Source organism: Desulfitobacterium metallireducens DSM 15288 (assembly GCF_000231405.2).
Classification (GTDB): Bacteria; Bacillota; Desulfitobacteriia; order Desulfitobacteriales; family Desulfitobacteriaceae; genus Desulfitobacterium_A; species Desulfitobacterium_A metallireducens.
Window position 1 is genome coordinate 3,109,033 of the sequence record NZ_CP007032.1, and the last position, 16,601, is coordinate 3,125,633.

The following is a 16,601-nucleotide window of genomic DNA, read 5'->3' on the forward strand; positions in this document are numbered from 1 at the left end:
ACTCTATTTTCACCTCATACTGAACTCGGCATAAACAACTCGGTCTCGTCCTCCATAATCCCGAAAGACCTGAGTCCTAAATCCTTGTTTTTGAAAAAGTTCCTGGACTGCTTGTCCCTGGTCCCAGCCAATCTCCATTAAGATTCTACCCTCAGGTTTTAGTAACGATGCGGCCTCTTCAGCCAAACGTCGATAAAAAATCAGACCGTTCTCTGCTCCAACAAGGGCCATTTCTGGTTCTTTAAAAATTTCCGGGGCAAGCAAGCGATGTTCTTTTTCAGGTATATAGGGTGGATTGGTAACAATCCAATCCCAGCGTTCCCCTCGAATCGGTTCAAAAAAGTCCCCTTCACGCCATTCCACTTGAGCCTTGTTCTGCTGAGCATTGTACCGAGCAACCTCAAGAGCGGCCGATGACAAATCTGTACCGATGACAAAGGCTTCTGTCCAAAAATGAGCAATCGCTACAGCGAGTGCTCCACTCCCTGTACACAAATCCGCAATACGGATTTCTGCCTTTGCGGATGACTTCCTAAATTCAAGTAACTTTTCGATCAGAATCTCACTATCGGCCCTAGGAATAAGCACTCGCTCATCAACATAAAAACTGAGTCCCATGAATTCCTGATTTCTAAGGATATATTGCAATGGTTCACGGGCAGAACGACGTGCAATCAACGATTGGTAATGTTTCCACTGTTCGTCAGAAAGCACCGTTTCCCGCTCAAGATAGAGTTGTTCGCGACGCCATCCTAGATCAAAACTCAAAAGGAGATCCGCATCCCAGCGTGAATTCTCAACTTCTGCTTCTTTTAATCTTCGCTCTCCCCATTGCAGCACCTCAAAGATCTTCATTCTGCCTCCGTTTTTAACCGTTCTGCTTGATCTGTGGTAATCAATGTCTCGATAATCTCATCTAAATCTCCCAGAAGAATACTATCAATTCGGTGCAACGTGAGCCCAATGCGGTGATCCGTAACCCGTCCCTGCGGGAAATTATATGTCCGAATCCGTTCGCTTCGATCTCCCGTTCCAACTTGGCTTTTTCGCGCTGAAGCCATCTCTCCATGAGCTTCCTCCTGCGCCTTTTCCAAGAGACGCGCCCTTAAAACGCGCATAGCCTTGTCTTTATTTTTCAACTGAGATTTTTCATCCTGACATGATACCACAGTTCCTGTCGGAAGATGCGTAATTCGGACGGCAGATTGGGTCGTATTGACACACTGTCCTCCCGGACCGCTGGCACAGAAAAGGTCAATCCGTATATCATTGGGTTTAATATCAACCTCAACTTCTTCTGCCTCCGGCAACACCGCAACTGTTGTTGTTGACGTATGAATTCTTCCCCCAGATTCTGTAGCAGGAATCCGTTGAACACGGTGTACTCCGCTCTCGAACTTAAGTTTACTATAGGCTCCCTGTCCTTCGACTAGGAAGACAATTTCTTTAAACCCACCAATGTCCGTGTAACTAGCGTTCATGAGCTCTGTTCGCCAGCCCTGGCGTTCTGCATATTTAGTATACATTTTATACAAATCGCCAGCAAAGAGGGCCGCTTCTTCCCCGCCGGCTCCAGCCCTAATCTCCATAATGACATTTTTATCATCATTTGGATCCTTAGGCAAGAGAAGGACTTTCATGCGTGCTTCTAATTCCTCGCGTTTAGAAGCCAGTTCTTCACGCTCTAACTCAGCCATTTCTTTAAATTCCGGATCCAACTTTTCACTGAGAAGACTTTCCGTATCCTCCAGACCCTTCAGTACCCCTTGATATTCGCGGAAGGCCTCAACAATCCCCGTCATTCCCGCTTGAGCCTTGGCATGCTTTTGCCACTCTTCCTGATTGGAAATCACCTCAGGATCACTCAGAAGCTGGGTTAATTCATCATAACGCTGTTCAATTTCCGTTAATTTTTCGAGCATATTTACACCTCAATAATTTTGACAATCCTCAAACCGTCTCGTCAAGTCAATATATTATATTAAAAAAGTTCCTAGCCTGATTCTAGGAATCCTCTTTCTTGCCTATAGTTCAATTCGTTGAATATTTGAACGCTCAGTAAACAAATTCAAAAAAGCAGAGCATGCGCTCTGCTTTTTCTCCAGCAACGACCGCAGGCCGTTGTTCTTTGTCTCTACATACCGTATTTCTTTTTAAACTTATCAACCCGTCCGCCAGCATCAACAAAACGTTGGACACCGGTATAGAAGGGATGACACTTCGAACAAATTTCCACCTTGATATCCTTCCTTGTGCTACCGGTATGAATCACTTCACCGCAAGCGCAAGTAATTGTGGTTTGCTCATATTTCGGGTGTGTGTTTTCTTTCATATCGTCACCTTCTTTCTACCGAATATTCAACGGATTGTTCGTCAGTTCTAACGAGTCTGAGAATTTCCGTACTGTAAACCGGTCAACTTGTAAAAGTATAGCACAAAGAAAGCTAACAGGTCAAGATTATAAATTTTATTGTTTATTCTCTCACTACGTTATACTGAGGCAAAAAGTCGGAAGGGTCCACCGCCTTACCATTTTTTCGAATTTCAAAATGAAGGTGCGGCCCGGTCGTGTTGCCCGTATTTCCAGATATAGCAATCTGCTCTTCCATCTCGACCTGCTCCCCTACTTTTACCGACAATTCATCATTGTGCCCATATAATGTTTGAATACCATTCCCGTGGTCAATCAAAACTGCTAACCCATAAACTCCCATCCAACCTGCTTTGATGACTTTACCCTGTCGTGCAGCACTAATCGTCGTACCGGTAGGCACAGCAATATCAATCCCATGATGGAAATTTTTGTATCCTCGCCAACCATAATCTGAACTAATCCGTCCCCAAACCGGCCAGTGATAAGAAGCCACAGCGCCACGAGATATCTCTCGTGATACCTCTTTGGGTTTCGAATTCCCGAGTAGAGTCGTATTTTCACGAATAGTTAAAGTCGCACCTAACCCGAGCTGATTTGCTTGCGGATTATCTTTTAGGATCTGATCACGCGTTGTTCCATACTTTTTAGCCAAATCATTCAAGCCTTGCCCTGGTTCTACTGTTACGACTGAAAAACAAGTCACTGATCGCATCCCGCTTGAATATACCGGAACTGCAAAGTACCCCGTAGTCAAAAAGGCCATGAGAAAAGCGGCACACCTCCACACGACTTGGGCGCGCCGCTTTCGCCCATGTTCTTGAACCCTCATTACTTTTAAAACACCTCGAAGTTTTAGAATTGAATTTGCTCAAAAAGCATACTAAACTATTGTTTCCAAACTTCGGGGAATAAATACTCATAAAAAAGACCTGTTGCAAAATTGATGGTCATGTAGCTTTACGCACACCCGTTCACTCCTGTGCGTGAAACTACGCTTGAGGGTCTATTGGGAGGAAAAGAAAGGGGCTGTTACGTTGCAACAGCCCCTGAGAAATTTCTTCTTATGCCCGGGTATTTTCTTTCAAAACACCCTTCATTGCATACTGAGGCTTTTTATCAAAGCGATGTTGTGCTTCGATAAAACGGACTGTTCCAGTCCGTCCCCGCATAACAACCGTATGGGTCGAAGCGCCCTGGGATGTAAAATTAACTGCACGTAAAAGGGGTCCTTCAGTTATCCCAGTAGCGGCAAAGAACACATCATCAGACTTAACTAAATCCTCCATGGTCAGAAGTTTGCTAACATCATCAATTCCTAACTTCTTCGCCCGTTCAATATCAGCATCATTTTCCGGCCAGAGACGACCTTGCATCTCTCCCCCTAAGCAACGCAGAGCTGCTGCAGCTAGAACTCCTTCCGGAGCACCACCAACTCCTATCATCATATCCACGCCGCTTCCTTCAATACCACAAGCAACGGCTGGAGAAACATCACCATCAGTAATCAGACGAATTCGGGCACCCGCATCGCGTACCTCTTGAATTAATTTTTCATGCCGCGGACGATCCATAATCACAACCGTCAAATCATTGATGTTCTTTCCAAGGGCTTCGGCTACATTGCTGAGATTTTCTTTAACTGGAGCATCAATATTAATCTTGCCTTTCGCCGCTGGCCCAACTGCAATTTTATCCATATACATATCCGGAGCATGCAGAAGTCCGCCTTTTTCAGCGATAGCCATAACAGCGATTGCGCCTGCCAAGCCTTTCGCACAACTATTTGTGCCCTCCAAAGGATCGACTGCTACATCAAGCTCAGGCGCCTCTCCCGAACCTACACGCTCACCAATATAAAGCATGGGGGCCTCATCCATTTCCCCCTCACCAATAACCACCGTACCACTCATATGAATGGTATCAAACACCGAACGCATTGCCTCTACTGCTGCATCATCTGCAGATTCCTTTTCTCCACGTCCAACCCAACGAGCAGATGCTAGAGCAGCTGCTTCCGTAACCCGAGCAAATTCCATTGTTAGCTCTCTTTCCAAAATGATCCCTCGCTTTCCATTATTTTATTATCGTCAAAATATCTGGTAAACAAATTTGATTTGTTCATCATAATTCTTAGGATCGACTCTTATTGTGCCATACTTTTTAAGGAGTTTCAAGGTAAATAGGGATACTTTCATCATCGAACATACAAAAGGTCCCCTTAATAAAAGGGACCTTTTGTATGTCATCCGAGTTTTTTCCAATCCGCTAAGAACTTCTCAATTCCTGCATCGGTCAGTGGATGTTTAAAAAGCTGGAGCAACACCTTAAAGGGAACTGTAGCAAAATCCACCCCCAGCTTTGCTGATTCAGTAACATGTACCGGATTTCGTATGCTAGCGGCAATCACTTTCGTTTCAATTCCATGGATACTAAAAATATCGCAGATCTCTTCGACTAAGTTTAGTCCATTTTCTCCAATATCATCTAAACGCCCTAAAAAGGGGCTAACATAGGTGGCTCCTGCTCGTGCAGCAAGTAACGCCTGAATTGCATTAAAAATTAGAGTGACATTAGTATTGATTCCTTCTTGACTAAGGACTTTAACCGCCTTCAATCCTTCTTCAGTCATGGGAATCTTAACCACGATATTCTTGTGCATTCCAGCAAGTTCACGAGCTTCTTTTAACATTCCATCCCGATCAAGCGCAATGACTTCAGCACTAATGGGTCCATCAACGACTTGCACAACTTCTTGAAGTAAAGTATGAAAATCTTTTCCTTCTTTGGCAACCAAGCTAGGATTTGTAGTGACTCCAGCGATAACCCCCATGTTCCATGCTTGATTGATTTCCTCTAGGTTAGCAGAATCTAGGAAAAATTGCATGAGCAGTCCATCCTCCTATTTAAGCCTTTCCTCTGTTATGCCTTACCACTGCTGCCAAAAATCTGAATCTTCCCTCTAATAATGGCGATCGTCGCTTCCCGAGCTGGCCCAAGCATTTTACGTGGGTCAATCTCGTTCGGATTCTGCTCCATCACTTGACGTGCTGCAGCCACAAACGCTTCACGAATATTCGTATCAATATTAACCTTACAAACGCCTAAAGAAATCGCTTCACGAATTGCTTCTTCCGGAACACCTGAAGAACCATGAAGAACAATCGGAGTATCCACTCGTTTCCTAATTTCTTTCAAACGTTCAAAATCAAGTTTAGGTACTCCTTTATATTGCCCATGTGCCGTTCCAATGGCAATAGCCAAAGCATCCACTTTTGCTTCTCTTACAAAGCGTTCTGCATCACTGGGGTCTGTGAAGAGTGTATCACGCTCACTCACCGAAATATCATCCTCAGTTCCCCCGATTTTTCCAAGTTCTGCTTCAACAGAAACTCCAATCGAATGAGCTACTTCAATCACTTTGTTGGTCAAAGCAATGTTCTCTTCGAGTGGAAGTTTAGAACCATCAATCATGACCGAACTAAAACCATTACGAACGCATTGCACCACTTGAGCAAAGCTTGTTCCATGATCGAGATGCAAAGCAACCGGAACGCTCGCCTTTTCAGCTGCTAACTGGGTTAAGGTCGAGATATACTCAATTCCTGCATATTTAATTGCACCTTGGCTCGCCTGAATAATAACAGGTGATTTTTCCGCCTCAGCTGCTGCCACAATCGCTTGAACAATCTCCATATTATTACAGTTGAAAGCACCTACTGCATAATGTCCTTGCTGTGCTTTCTTCAGAAGTTCCGTCATAGGAACCAAACTCATAATATTATTCCTCCTCATTCGTCTTTGCAAGTTGATGCGCTCGCTGGGGACGATTAATTAACCATGTTTTATTTTCTTCTAATTTAAGCGATCTCATGCCTTCAAAAATACTTATATTTTCATTGCAATCTCCGTAGATTATGCCCACTGCTTCACACTCTTCACAATAAAGTTCGACTCGGTCCGGCAATAACTCGAAAGACAGATGCTTATTCCCGCAACCGCACTCCAAAGACCCGTCCTTAGCCAAATCATGAAGGTGATCTAAAAGTCTTAACATGACCTCCGGATTTTCGAACTCTTCTTCGTAACCCAGCTCTGCCGCTAATTCTCCAATCGATTTCTCTCGTTCATGACAAGCCTGGGTCACTTTTTGCTTCGGCCCAATAAAACCCGCCGAAGCTTCAACCTCTAGACAGATCAGAGGCAATGCTGCTTTTCCCCAAATCGCACCGCGTTTTAATCGCAAATAGTGCACCCCACCACAAAATGCACAATGAAAAGATACGTTAAAATGCTGATGATCACGGCTCGCTACCGATAATAACAGTTCACCACAATGGCAATATAAATTTTCTCGCCCTTTGCCTGCGAATGCAAAAAGAGAAAGGGCATGAAACTCTAGTTCACCACATTTTGGGCATTGGATGGCCACTGACGTATGAGTCGTCAGGATCATAATTCCCACCTCTTTCTACATGAACTATACTTCGGCATATCTCGGTGTTTTCCTGCATTACTTTAGTCAAAAAAATTAAAGAGCCTTCCAGCGGAAGGCCCTAAATTTTTACTTATCAGCTCGATAAAAGAATTAGCTAGCCGAAGAATCTTTTTCTTGCTTATTCGCTAATATTTCGCGCACATGATCTCTAAGTTCAAACAGGTCAAACGGTTTACTCATATAATGAAGAACTCCTAGCTCACGAGCTTGCTCCATATTTTGAGCATCTCCATAGGCAGTCATCATAATGACACCGACTTCCGTGTTGAACGTTCGGATCTGTCGAAGAGTATCAATTCCATTCATCCCAGGCATCTTCATATCCATCAAGATCAGATCGGGTCTAAAATTTTCTAGACTCTTGAGTGCCTCTTTACCGTTGGCCGCCATTACTACTTCATGCTGTTCTTCACGAAACGTTTCATAAAGTAGCCTTCTAACCCCCAGCTGGTCATCAACAACCAGAATATTAGCCAATCTCCTCACCCTTTCACTCAAGATCATAATTAGAATATTCTGGATCGATTGGTAAAAACCCTTCTTTTATTTCTCTTTTTGTAAAAATTCTTTTATCTTTTCGATAGATTCGGGGAATACGAGCGTTGGCTAATGTTCTCCTCAAAGGAATAATGACCTCATCCCCGACCTGGCAGGGACGATCACCGACATCCAAAATCGTCAATTGCATTCCTACTTTTCCTGCAACAGGTACAGTATGACCTTCCAACGTTGCGTTTTCTCCCCCTAAATAAACTCCAAAGAGAGCTAAAAAATTTTTAATCACAATTTTAATAAAATCCATCAGACCTTGAGGTATCATATGAGGTATCAACCCAAATCCATCAGCATACCCAACAGGAATAACCGCAAGCTGTGTCTCTTTCTTCGTTCGGTAAATACTTTGGTACCCTACAAAAGTTCCTTTAGGCACTTTCCGAAGATGAACAATCCGAGCCTTAGCAAGCCAAGGATCTTTAAGATTCAGCTTACCCGCAAATCCTGTTGAAGGAACATGCCCAATCAGAAGCGTGCCTATTCTCACAAAATCATGATGCCATTCCGGATAATCCAAAAAAGCAGCACTATTGCAGACATGTTTTAATAGCCCGCTTATTCCCATTTCCTCTAACCGGTTCACGCCTCTTTGAAAACGAGTGTATTGTTCTTGCGAATAGGTGCGATCTCTTTGCGCGCCACGAGCAAAATGCGTAAAGATTCCTACAGGTTTAACCCATGAGCATTCTCCAAGCGCTTGAGCCAAATCCTCTAAGTTTTCATAAAAGAAGCCCGTCCGTCCCATACCTGTCTCCAACTTAATATGAACTAAGGCAGTCTTCCCTAGGCTCTGAGCGCTCTGCTCCAAATCTCCAATCTGTCCTAAACTAGAGAGAGTTAATAGCAGATCAGCTTGTAAAGATTCGGTAAATTCGTCCTTTAGCACTGGACCTAGGACAAGAATTTGGCCCTTAATTCCATGCTCACGTAAAATAACTCCTTCAGCAACCGTAGTCACTGCAAACGATTCGCAACCTGCTTCTTGGAGAACACGAGCAACCTCTACAGCCCCCATCCCATACGCATCTGCTTTCACAACGGCCATCAGTCGGCTTTGAGGTTGAAGTTGACTTACAATTTCCTGATAATTATTTAAAATGGCATCTAAATCAATCTCAATCCAAGTCCCACTCAATCCTCTACACCTTCCTTACTGACTGCTCTGGCTTTTCCCAATATGCCGTATTTTACCGATAATCCCCTTCACGACATCCGAATAGACCGGTTCGAAATGGGTCCAAAGGTAATAAACCAAGGGACGATAGACTAAGTCCCATTCGCCAATGAACTCTGTGAATTCACCGTTGAAGCCTTTCTTGAAACGGTAAAGTCCGTAAAGCGGGTTATCTTCCGTCAATTTCCCTGGGACGCCTCGGAAATCATACATAGTACAGCCCTTGGATTTAGCCCAACGGATCATTTCCCATTGAATCAGATAGTTCGGCATAACATTCCTGTGTTCATTAGAGGAAGCACCATATAAGTACCATGCTTTATCACCAATAATCAGAGCTAGTGTTCCAGAGATAATCTCACCCTCATACTCTGCTAGAAAAATTTCGGCTAAACCCGCTGGATGAAGTAGCTCATACATGTCCTCAAAGTAACTATAAGCACGAACAAGGAAGTGATCTCGTTCTGTCGTTTCTTTAAGAACTTGATAAAACGCGGGGAGCTCTTCCTTTGTCCCGACCCGAATCGTAACCCCTTTTTTCTGAGCAAGTCGCACGTTATAGCGCGTTTTCTGATGCATTTGTTTAAGTAAGGTTTCTTCGTCTGGAGAAATATCTAAACGGAACACATATTTTGGCTGAACACCTTCAAAGCCTTTTCCCGTTTCTGCAGACTGAAACCCGCATGAACGCAAATAATTTTCAAGTTCTTGCTCTGACGAGGGAACATCTGGGTCAACTTTTAAGAAAATGGCTCCCCTTTTCTTCGCTAGACTCTTCACTTCAGCTAAGAGTGCGTCAAAAAGTTTCTCATCCTGCCAGGATAACACTGGACCTCGGGATGCATAGAAAATGGGGATTCCCACTACAGGGAGTTTCCGTTCCAAAATTGAAACCGCAGCTACAATCTCACCATTTTCTTCTAAAATCAGACGCCAGGGATGCCAGCCTGTCCGACTTTTAAGTTCTCCCCATTCCCAGGTTTGTAAAACATGACCTTTAGGATGACGAGCCATAAATTCATTAAAACGATTCTTTTCTATTTCATCAATCCAACGCGCAGTATAGGGCATTCCTTCCAGCCTCCAAAATTCCAATCTATTTAAATTCTTCCCGTTTCTGAAGATTCACAAACTATTCTAATTAAAAGGATTCCATGGCTTAGAAAGCCATGGAAGTATGTTTAAATTCATTCTTACTTCAGCGCTGCATTGACAAAGTCTCTGAAGAGAGGATGAGGGCGATTGGGTCGAGACTTAAACTCCGGATGGTATTGCGACGCAACAAACCAAGGATGCTCAGGATATTCTGTAACCTCAACCAAGCGTCCATCCGGTGAGGTCCCTGAAAATTTCAGCCCAGCCTCTTCCAATTCCTTTCGATATTCGTTATTCATTTCATAACGATGACGATGACGTTCATAAATAACGTTCTCTTGATATGAAGAATGGGCCTTACTCTCTCCTTCTAATTTTACAGGAGAAACACCAAGTCGCATCGTACCGCCTTTATCTTCAATATCCTTTTGCTCAGGCAGGATATCAATGACAGGATATGCTGTGTCTTCATTAAATTCCGTGCTATTTGCACCTTCCATTTTACAAACATTGCGAGCAAATTCGATAATCGCACATTGCATCCCTAAGCAAATTCCTAAGAAAGGAACTTTATTTTCACGGGCATAGCGAATGGCCTCAATTTTTCCTTCAATTCCTCGATTGCCAAACCCACCCGGTACAAGAATTCCTTTTACGCCTTCAAGAAGTTCTTCTGCCGTTTTTTCTTCAATTTCCTCCGAGTTTACCCATTTGATTTTAACTTTTGCTGAATGCTCAGTCGCAGCATGACGAAGCGCTTCGGCTACACTGAGATAAGCATCCGGTAATTCAACATATTTTCCTACAATTGCAATCTCAACTTCACGAGTTGGCGCTTTAATTCGCTCAACCATCGCCTTCCACTCGGTCATATCTGCTACCGGAGCTTCCAAGCCAAAATGACGAAGTACGATATCATCCAGCCCCTCCTTCTGAAGGGTTAGAGGTACTTCATAAATGGTCGGGGCATCCACGGTTTGAACAATCGATTCCAAATCTATATCACAGAGAAGTGCTAACTTTTCTTTCATCTCCTGGGAAATTTCATGTTCAGCGCGGCAAACCAAAACATTGGGCATAATTCCTAGTCCACGCAGTTCCTTCACTGAATGCTGAGTCGGCTTGGTTTTGAGTTCTTTTGACGCCGCAAGGTAAGGGACCAAGGTTACGTGAAGATAAAGCACATTCTCACGACCAATATCGCTCCGCATCTGGCGAATCGCTTCAATAAAGGGCTGTGATTCAATATCTCCTACCGTTCCACCGATTTCAGTAATGACAACATCCGGATGGGATTCCCGGGCTACCCGATAAATCCGTTCCTTGATTTCATTAGTGATATGCGGAATAACCTGAACCGTACCTCCGAGATAATCCCCTCTCCGCTCTTTGTTAAGAACCGTCCAGTAGATTTTACCTGTTGTTACATTACTGCTTTTAGAGACTGGAACATCAATAAAGCGCTCATAATGGCCAAGATCCAAATCGGTTTCTGCTCCATCATCCGTTACGAACACCTCACCATGTTGGTAAGGGCTCATCGTTCCAGGGTCGATGTTAATGTAGGGATCAAACTTCTGAATTGCAATCTTTAGTCCCCTATTCTTCAGTAGACACCCAAGAGAAGCCGCCGTAATCCCCTTACCTAAAGAAGATACGACCCCACCCGTTACAAAAATAAACTTCGTCATGTTTCCCTATCCTTTCTCGACCTATTTCTAAGAAAACTTTTAAAAAAATTAAAATTTAACAGCTAAGTTATTCACTACAAGAGCAAAAAACATAAAAAAAGCTAGTCCGCAAGACGCACTAGCTTTATTTTTACCCACTGTTCTTAATTCTAGCCATATTAATCGACACTGTCAATACAGATATCGACAGAAACCCATTTAAACCATGAATTAATTCCAAGAATCTTCCTTCGAGCGTTTAGATGCCCTTTTATTCTTATAGGAGACTTCCGGTAACTCATGCGCGTCTCCCTCTTCTTCATCCGGCTCTCCCTCAAAGTCTTCTTCTAGTAACAGATCTTTTTCCTCATCCGCCTCGTCATCATCCTCAACTGCGTTCTTACTTAATGAGCCAACCGACTTTCGTGAACCTTTGCTCGTAACCCAAGCTCGAAGACCCCATTCCCCTTTGCCCAGGTAGGTAAAACGGGTGTCCAAATTAATTTCTGTTAGTACCTCCGAAACCTTCCCCGGTTCAAATGGGAGATTTCTCGCCTTAAGAACCCCTTGAATTAAATCCTGATAATTCATCGAATGACCTTGGACTAGGAGAAGATGATAGGCAATATCCGAATTAGACGATTGTGATTTCGGTATGAATGGATGGGTCAAATAATTCCACCGCCCTTCCCTACAGATCGAGCTAAAATTTAAATCATTATATTCGACCCATCCCTAAAAATTTCCTGCATCACCTAAAAAGAATTAATACGCGGAATAATTACATACGTTCTGGCGCCGTCACGCCAAGAATCCTCAGAACGTTAGCTAACACTTGTTTTGCCGAATGAATTAATGATAAACGTGCTTTCCGCAAACTTTCATCATCAACAAGTACCCGTTGACTGTTATAAAAAGTATGGAACAACGATGCCAAATCTAAAACATAGCGTGCCATCCGATGAGGCTCTCTTAAACGCGCTGCAATACTAATCTCTGAGGGTAAATCGGCTAGTTTTTTCAGCAGTTCACGTTCCTCATTGCTATCTAAACGAGCTAGCTCATCTTGCGAAGGGATCCCAGAGTATGCATACCCTAATTCCTCGGCTTGTCGAAGAATACTGCACATACGCGCATGTGCATATTGAACATAATAAACCGGATTATCTGAAGACTCAGCCTTGGCTAAATCGAGATCAAATTCCACCGTTGAATCTGGATCCCGCAAAATGAAGAAGAAACGAGCCGCATCCTTACCCACTTCATCCAATAACTCACGTAACGAAATATATTTCCCCGAACGTTTAGACATCTTCACCACTTCGCCATCTTGGATCAGACGTACAAGTTGCATCAAAATAATCTCTAGTTTTTCCGGATCGTAATCGAGTGCCGACATTGCCCCCTTCATCCGGGCTACATGGCCATGATGATCGGCTCCCCAGATATTAATAACTTGGTCAAACCCTCGTTCAAATTTATTCCGATGATAGGCTATATCTGCCGCAAAGTAAGTTGGAGTTCCATTGCTGCGAACAACCACCTCATCCTTTTCATCTCCGAAAAGAGTAGACTTCAGCCAAAGGGCGCCTTCCTTCTCATAAATATATTCTTTCTTCTCAAGGTCCTCCATAGATTGCTTGACGGCTCCCGAGTCATGAAGGGATTGTTCACTGAACCAAACATCATAATGCACACCTATATCAGCGAGTGTCTCTCGAATATGAGTTAGTTTTTCCTCCAGAGCGTAGCGAACTAAGAATTCACGGCGAAGCTCCGCCTCAACATTGAGATATTTATCCCCGACCTTAGCAATTAGGCCTTTAACGGTATCAATCAGATCTTCCCCATGATATCCCCCTTCAGGGAAAGGAACATCCTGTCCTAGCTGTTGAAGATAACGTGCTTCTAACGAGAGGGCAAAATTATGAATTTGGTTTCCTGCATCATTAATATAAAATTCACGGCTTACTTCATAACCAGCCATGGCAAGAAGAGAAGCTAGACTATCTCCTAACGCTGCACCCCGAGCATTTCCCATATGGAGAAGTCCTGTCGGATTAGCACTTACAAACTCAACCTGAACTTTCTGCCCTTTTCCAAGGTTAACTTTGCCGTAATCCTCTCCCTGGCTTAGAACCTGAGGGATCACGCCGGTCAACCAAGTTGGATCTAACTTAAAATTAATAAAACCAGGACCCGCAATTTCACTGGCTTCAATCCAGGTTCCTTCCGTATCGATATGCTTAATCAGTATTGCTGCAATTTCACGAGGAGACTTATGCGCTTGTTTCGTTAAAACCATCGCTAAGTTTGTCGCTAAATCGCCATGTTGTTTTTCCCGAGGTTCTTCTAGGACAAAATTCGGTAAACTTTCAAAAGACAATTCCCCAGCTGTTTGCGCAGATTGAGCCGCCTGAGTTAAGTTGGCTAAAACCTTTTCTTTAATTCCTTCATATAAACTCATTGAGGAGTATCCTCCTTTATTAAAATCATTAGAGTATTTTGACTGATCTTCTTATCATCAGCAAATAGCTTATATTTTAGAGTAATATGTCCGCCAAGCTCTGTCAAGCTAATCTCCATTTCTTCCGCTAGTGCGCCCAAATAAAATGAAGCAAATGGGGTCACATAAGTCGAATGATGAAGAACGTCTTTTTCGAAAATTTGCCGTTGCTCTGCAGCCCCCATCCGATTTAAAGTCAGTTTATTCTTCTCGACCCTCAATGCTGTCGAAACTCCGACCATTCCCGTCACCTCGGATTCTTGGTAGACAATATAATAATCCCCTTGTCGCTTATAAAACGAACCCATGACTTGGGAATCCTGCTTATCCTCTCTTCCATCGGGATAAACTTGTATTCCTTTCACCTGGATTCGTGCCGACTTACGCAATAACTTTCCCCTTCCCTTTCCTTTATCCATATTTTCTATAAAAATTATAGCTCAAAATAGCTTGTTCTGTCAGATATTCTTTTTTAAAAAGATTAGAGGGGGTAAATCTACCCCCTCTAATCTTCCCATTATTTTTGTTTTCTTAACCTTACTGCAGATATTCTCCACGAGGAGTCTTTATAATCCGCTGAATCTTCTCTTCAAGGCCGCTTTCTGCATTTACATAAACTAGATATTCTTCACCCTGATACGTCCCCCGAAATTCATAAGCCAATACTTCACGATTGCCTAACACCGGAATGACCGCTAGACCGGTCTCCTTAATTTGAAAGCCGCTCCGCAACTTTGTTTTAGCTTGTTCAGCAGATATTTTGGACTTCAGGTTTCGTGTATGATGATAAGCATAATATGGAGTCGCATCATACGCCGTAATCTGTCCATTATCTAAGGCAACGGTTAAGCGTATTTTATCTGGATAGTGACGTACCTTAGCCACTTCATCGATGACTTCAAGCCGAATATAACCCCCATAATCCTCTACCGAGGTGGGTACCAACGTCCACCCTAAGCCCTTTAATGTCGTCATCGCCTTGCTTTTCGCTTGGTCAGCAGTCAAAGTCCGTTCCTGAAGTGTTCTTTGATCCCAGAACTCAGTAACTACTCCACCCCTTTTACTCACCGTTAGGCTAATATCCCCTTGCTTCCAAAGATATCCTCCCAGCGGTCCTGAACTTACCCCCGCAAATTCCAAATTTACACCTGGTGAACCCACTTTCGCTAAGAAGTCATTGGCTACGTTAAGCGCCTGATCCTTAGTAATGTCTTGTTTGGGCAATCCGAGCGGCTCCGCCACAGAGCGAGTTGCAAATTCTCCAGTATAAGAAAAAGGGGGTAACTTCTGCAGACTCGCATTCAGTTGATCCAAACCCGCTCGCACTGAACTTGGCTGAACATCCTGACCCTCGGCTGAGGCTTCTGCTACCTGAGCTTTACCCCAACTCAACCTTTGCCGCAGAGTCGTCGGTTTATTCGTCCAAGCTAGATTTTCCGTATCCACACGCACTAACAAATCCTGAACCTGGCGGTTCATCGTTTGTACCCGATCATGGACATCTGCTAGTGTTTTCTCTTCTTCAGTCGTTAAATTTGTTCCAATAGCCACCTTCTGCGCAGCATTTCGCGTGAAATCTCCTACTTGATTCACAAACTGCCCAACATAACTCAACCCCGATTCCTCTGCTGGAATTTGGGCTAAATCCTTCATCGTAGCTTCACTATGGCTCCCTGCCTGACTCAAATATAGCACCTTTTGATTCGTAGTTGAAGCAACCTGACCTTTTGCTAAATCCGTTTCGAGTTGATCCAACTGACTCGCTAAATCTCGAAAAGCGCGCTGATTCTGATTTTCTGTAGCCTGCCTTAACTCTCCCGCTTGCCGGTATTCATTCCATCCCCAGCCTAAAGAAAGGACAAGCGCAATCGCCAATACACCATACCAAAACTTTCTGTTCATCCTTTTCCCTCCTAGCGCGTGAAGATATGATTTCCGATTTGGAGAATTTGCGGTCTGGACCAAATATATTTATTCTTAGTTTTAGCGGGATTGAAGAAAAAGAGCGCACCCTGTGAGGGATCTGATCCATTAGCCGCTTCTTGAGCCGCTTTTATGGCTGATGCTGTTGGTGGGAGATTGATTTGCCCATCATCCACGCTTGAAAATGCCCTTGGCTGATAAATAATATCAGCAACTGTATTCGGGAAAGCAGGATCCTTAATTCGATTTAAGATAACCGCTGCCACAGCCACTTGCCCTTTGTAAGGTTCCCCTCTGGCCTCCGCGCTCACGCATCGAGCTAAGAGATTAATATCCACGTTTTTTGAGCCGACCAGTTTGCCTGAAGCAGTTGTACTTTCGCTGGTCAATCGTTTTAATTCTGTGATCGTAGCCGTTCCTGCCAAGCCATCAACTTTCAAGCCATGATCTTGTTGAAATTTACGGACGGCAGTCTGAGTCTGTGATCCAAATTTCCCATCAAGCGAACCGACTGGATAGCCCAGCTGTGCCAGGCGTTTTTGCAGTTCTGTGACTTCTGGTCCGTTAGAGCCCTTGCTCAATAGTCGATCGCCCAAGGCCCCATACGCCACACTTGTCAGAACTAAAGCTAGAATTAAGGCAAGCCCCCCGACCCAAAGTTTCTTGCGTGTCATACTTTCTCACCTCACTCAAAGATTTCTCCTTTAGTGTGGCTAACTTTTGGTTCAATTATCCATAACAAAAAAACAAGGGATCTAGTCCCTTGTTTTTCTCACTCTTTACTTTCAATATAAAAATCGCATCAAAAT

Annotated in this window: 17 protein-coding genes; all 17 read right to left on the minus strand. The window is 43.6% G+C overall.

The genetic code is table 11. The annotated features are described in order from the left end of the window. Positions 1-9: 9 nt before the first annotated feature. The 17 genes from prmC to sleB all read right to left on the minus strand — a co-directional run bounded on the left by prmC (position 10) and on the right by sleB (position 16,466). The gene (gene prmC, locus DESME_RS15955) at positions 10-855 is read right to left on the minus strand and encodes a peptide chain release factor N(5)-glutamine methyltransferase (protein ID WP_006716793.1); all 846 of its coding nucleotides are present in this window, start codon (positions 853-855) and stop codon (positions 10-12) included. Continuing rightward, positions 852-1,922 carry a peptide chain release factor 1 gene (gene prfA / locus DESME_RS14930; RefSeq protein WP_006716792.1) on the minus strand — a complete coding sequence of 357 codons (1,071 nt, stop codon included), beginning with the start codon at positions 1,920-1,922 and terminating at the stop codon, positions 852-854. The genes prmC and prfA overlap by 4 nt, the downstream gene beginning before the upstream one ends. A 212-nt stretch (positions 1,923-2,134) precedes the next feature. After that, positions 2,135-2,332, minus strand: coding sequence for a 50S ribosomal protein L31 (gene rpmE, locus DESME_RS14935; protein ID WP_006716791.1), 198 nt, complete (start codon positions 2,330-2,332; stop codon positions 2,135-2,137). A 142-nt stretch (positions 2,333-2,474) separates the two neighbouring features. Continuing rightward, positions 2,475-3,203, minus strand: coding sequence for a M23 family metallopeptidase (locus tag DESME_RS14940; RefSeq protein WP_006716789.1), 729 nt, complete (start codon positions 3,201-3,203; stop codon positions 2,475-2,477). Positions 3,204-3,435: 232 nt separating this feature from the next. Further along, the gene (gene glpX / locus DESME_RS14945) at positions 3,436-4,428 is read right to left on the minus strand and encodes a class II fructose-bisphosphatase (protein ID WP_006716786.1); all 993 of its coding nucleotides are present in this window, start codon (positions 4,426-4,428) and stop codon (positions 3,436-3,438) included. 188 nt (positions 4,429-4,616) lie between these two features. Further along, the gene (gene fsa, locus DESME_RS14950; RefSeq protein WP_006716785.1) at positions 4,617-5,258 is read right to left on the minus strand and encodes a fructose-6-phosphate aldolase; all 642 of its coding nucleotides are present in this window, start codon (positions 5,256-5,258) and stop codon (positions 4,617-4,619) included. 35 nt (positions 5,259-5,293) lie between these two features. After that, positions 5,294-6,148 carry a class II fructose-1,6-bisphosphate aldolase gene (locus tag DESME_RS14955; protein ID WP_006716783.1) on the minus strand — a complete coding sequence of 285 codons (855 nt, stop codon included), beginning with the start codon at positions 6,146-6,148 and terminating at the stop codon, positions 5,294-5,296. Between the two features lie 4 nt (positions 6,149-6,152). Next, the gene (locus DESME_RS14960) at positions 6,153-6,827 is read right to left on the minus strand and encodes a hypothetical protein (RefSeq protein WP_006716781.1); all 675 of its coding nucleotides are present in this window, start codon (positions 6,825-6,827) and stop codon (positions 6,153-6,155) included. Positions 6,828-6,959: 132 nt separating this feature from the next. Next, the gene (locus DESME_RS14965; RefSeq protein WP_174377969.1) at positions 6,960-7,373 is read right to left on the minus strand and encodes a response regulator; all 414 of its coding nucleotides are present in this window, start codon (positions 7,371-7,373) and stop codon (positions 6,960-6,962) included. After that, positions 7,360-8,559 carry an alanine racemase gene (gene alr, locus DESME_RS14970; RefSeq protein ID WP_006716777.1) on the minus strand — a complete coding sequence of 400 codons (1,200 nt, stop codon included), beginning with the start codon at positions 8,557-8,559 and terminating at the stop codon, positions 7,360-7,362. Before alr ends, DESME_RS14965 begins: the two co-directional genes overlap by 14 nt. A 15-nt stretch (positions 8,560-8,574) precedes the next feature. Continuing rightward, positions 8,575-9,669, minus strand: coding sequence for a lipid II:glycine glycyltransferase FemX (locus DESME_RS14975; protein ID WP_006716775.1), 1,095 nt, complete (start codon positions 9,667-9,669; stop codon positions 8,575-8,577). A 122-nt stretch (positions 9,670-9,791) separates the two neighbouring features. Continuing rightward, positions 9,792-11,384 carry a CTP synthase gene (pyrG, locus tag DESME_RS14980; protein ID WP_006716773.1) on the minus strand — a complete coding sequence of 531 codons (1,593 nt, stop codon included), beginning with the start codon at positions 11,382-11,384 and terminating at the stop codon, positions 9,792-9,794. A gap of 210 nt (positions 11,385-11,594) precedes the next feature. Next, on the minus strand, positions 11,595-12,035 hold the full coding sequence (gene rpoE, locus DESME_RS14985; RefSeq protein ID WP_006716771.1) for a DNA-directed RNA polymerase subunit delta: 441 nt from the start codon (positions 12,033-12,035) through the stop codon (positions 11,595-11,597). Positions 12,036-12,144: 109 nt separating this feature from the next. Next, positions 12,145-13,830 carry an arginine--tRNA ligase gene (argS, locus tag DESME_RS14990; protein WP_006716769.1) on the minus strand — a complete coding sequence of 562 codons (1,686 nt, stop codon included), beginning with the start codon at positions 13,828-13,830 and terminating at the stop codon, positions 12,145-12,147. Continuing rightward, positions 13,827-14,234, minus strand: a complete 408-nt coding sequence (locus DESME_RS14995; protein WP_242837408.1) for a YwiB family protein — start codon at positions 14,232-14,234, stop codon at positions 13,827-13,829. Before DESME_RS14995 ends, argS begins: the two co-directional genes overlap by 4 nt. Positions 14,235-14,406: 172 nt before the next feature. Next, complete coding sequence (locus DESME_RS15000; RefSeq protein WP_006716766.1) at positions 14,407-15,771, minus strand: PepSY1/2 domain-containing protein; 1,365 nt, start codon at positions 15,769-15,771, stop codon at positions 14,407-14,409. 11 nt (positions 15,772-15,782) lie between these two features. Beyond that, positions 15,783-16,466, minus strand: a complete 684-nt coding sequence (gene sleB, locus DESME_RS15005) for a spore cortex-lytic enzyme (RefSeq protein WP_006716764.1) — start codon at positions 16,464-16,466, stop codon at positions 15,783-15,785. Positions 16,467-16,601: the final 135 nt, after the last annotated feature.

What these genes read in the sequence shown, in the direction of transcription:
- sleB (WP_006716764.1), bottom strand. Translation starts at nt 16,466, where the DNA reads ATGACACGCAAGAAACTTTGGGTCGGGGGGCTTGCCTTAATTCTAGCT.
- prmC (WP_006716793.1), bottom strand. Translation starts at nt 855, where the DNA reads ATGAAGATCTTTGAGGTGCTGCAATGGGGAGAGCGAAGATTAAAAGAA.
- DESME_RS14955 (WP_006716783.1), bottom strand. Translation starts at nt 6,148, where the DNA reads ATGAGTTTGGTTCCTATGACGGAACTTCTGAAGAAAGCACAGCAAGGA.
- pyrG (WP_006716773.1), bottom strand. Translation starts at nt 11,384, where the DNA reads ATGACGAAGTTTATTTTTGTAACGGGTGGGGTCGTATCTTCTTTAGGT.
- rpmE (WP_006716791.1), bottom strand. Translation starts at nt 2,332, where the DNA reads ATGAAAGAAAACACACACCCGAAATATGAGCAAACCACAATTACTTGC.
- DESME_RS14975 (WP_006716775.1), bottom strand. Translation starts at nt 9,669, where the DNA reads ATGCCCTATACTGCGCGTTGGATTGATGAAATAGAAAAGAATCGTTTT.
- fsa (WP_006716785.1), bottom strand. Translation starts at nt 5,258, where the DNA reads ATGCAATTTTTCCTAGATTCTGCTAACCTAGAGGAAATCAATCAAGCA.
- DESME_RS14960 (WP_006716781.1), bottom strand. Translation starts at nt 6,827, where the DNA reads ATGATCCTGACGACTCATACGTCAGTGGCCATCCAATGCCCAAAATGT.
- DESME_RS14940 (WP_006716789.1), bottom strand. Translation starts at nt 3,203, where the DNA reads ATGAGGGTTCAAGAACATGGGCGAAAGCGGCGCGCCCAAGTCGTGTGG.
- argS (WP_006716769.1), bottom strand. Translation starts at nt 13,830, where the DNA reads ATGAGTTTATATGAAGGAATTAAAGAAAAGGTTTTAGCCAACTTAACT.
- DESME_RS14965 (WP_174377969.1), bottom strand. Translation starts at nt 7,373, where the DNA reads ATGATCTTGAGTGAAAGGGTGAGGAGATTGGCTAATATTCTGGTTGTT.
- DESME_RS15000 (WP_006716766.1), bottom strand. Translation starts at nt 15,771, where the DNA reads ATGAACAGAAAGTTTTGGTATGGTGTATTGGCGATTGCGCTTGTCCTT.
- prfA (WP_006716792.1), bottom strand. Translation starts at nt 1,922, where the DNA reads ATGCTCGAAAAATTAACGGAAATTGAACAGCGTTATGATGAATTAACC.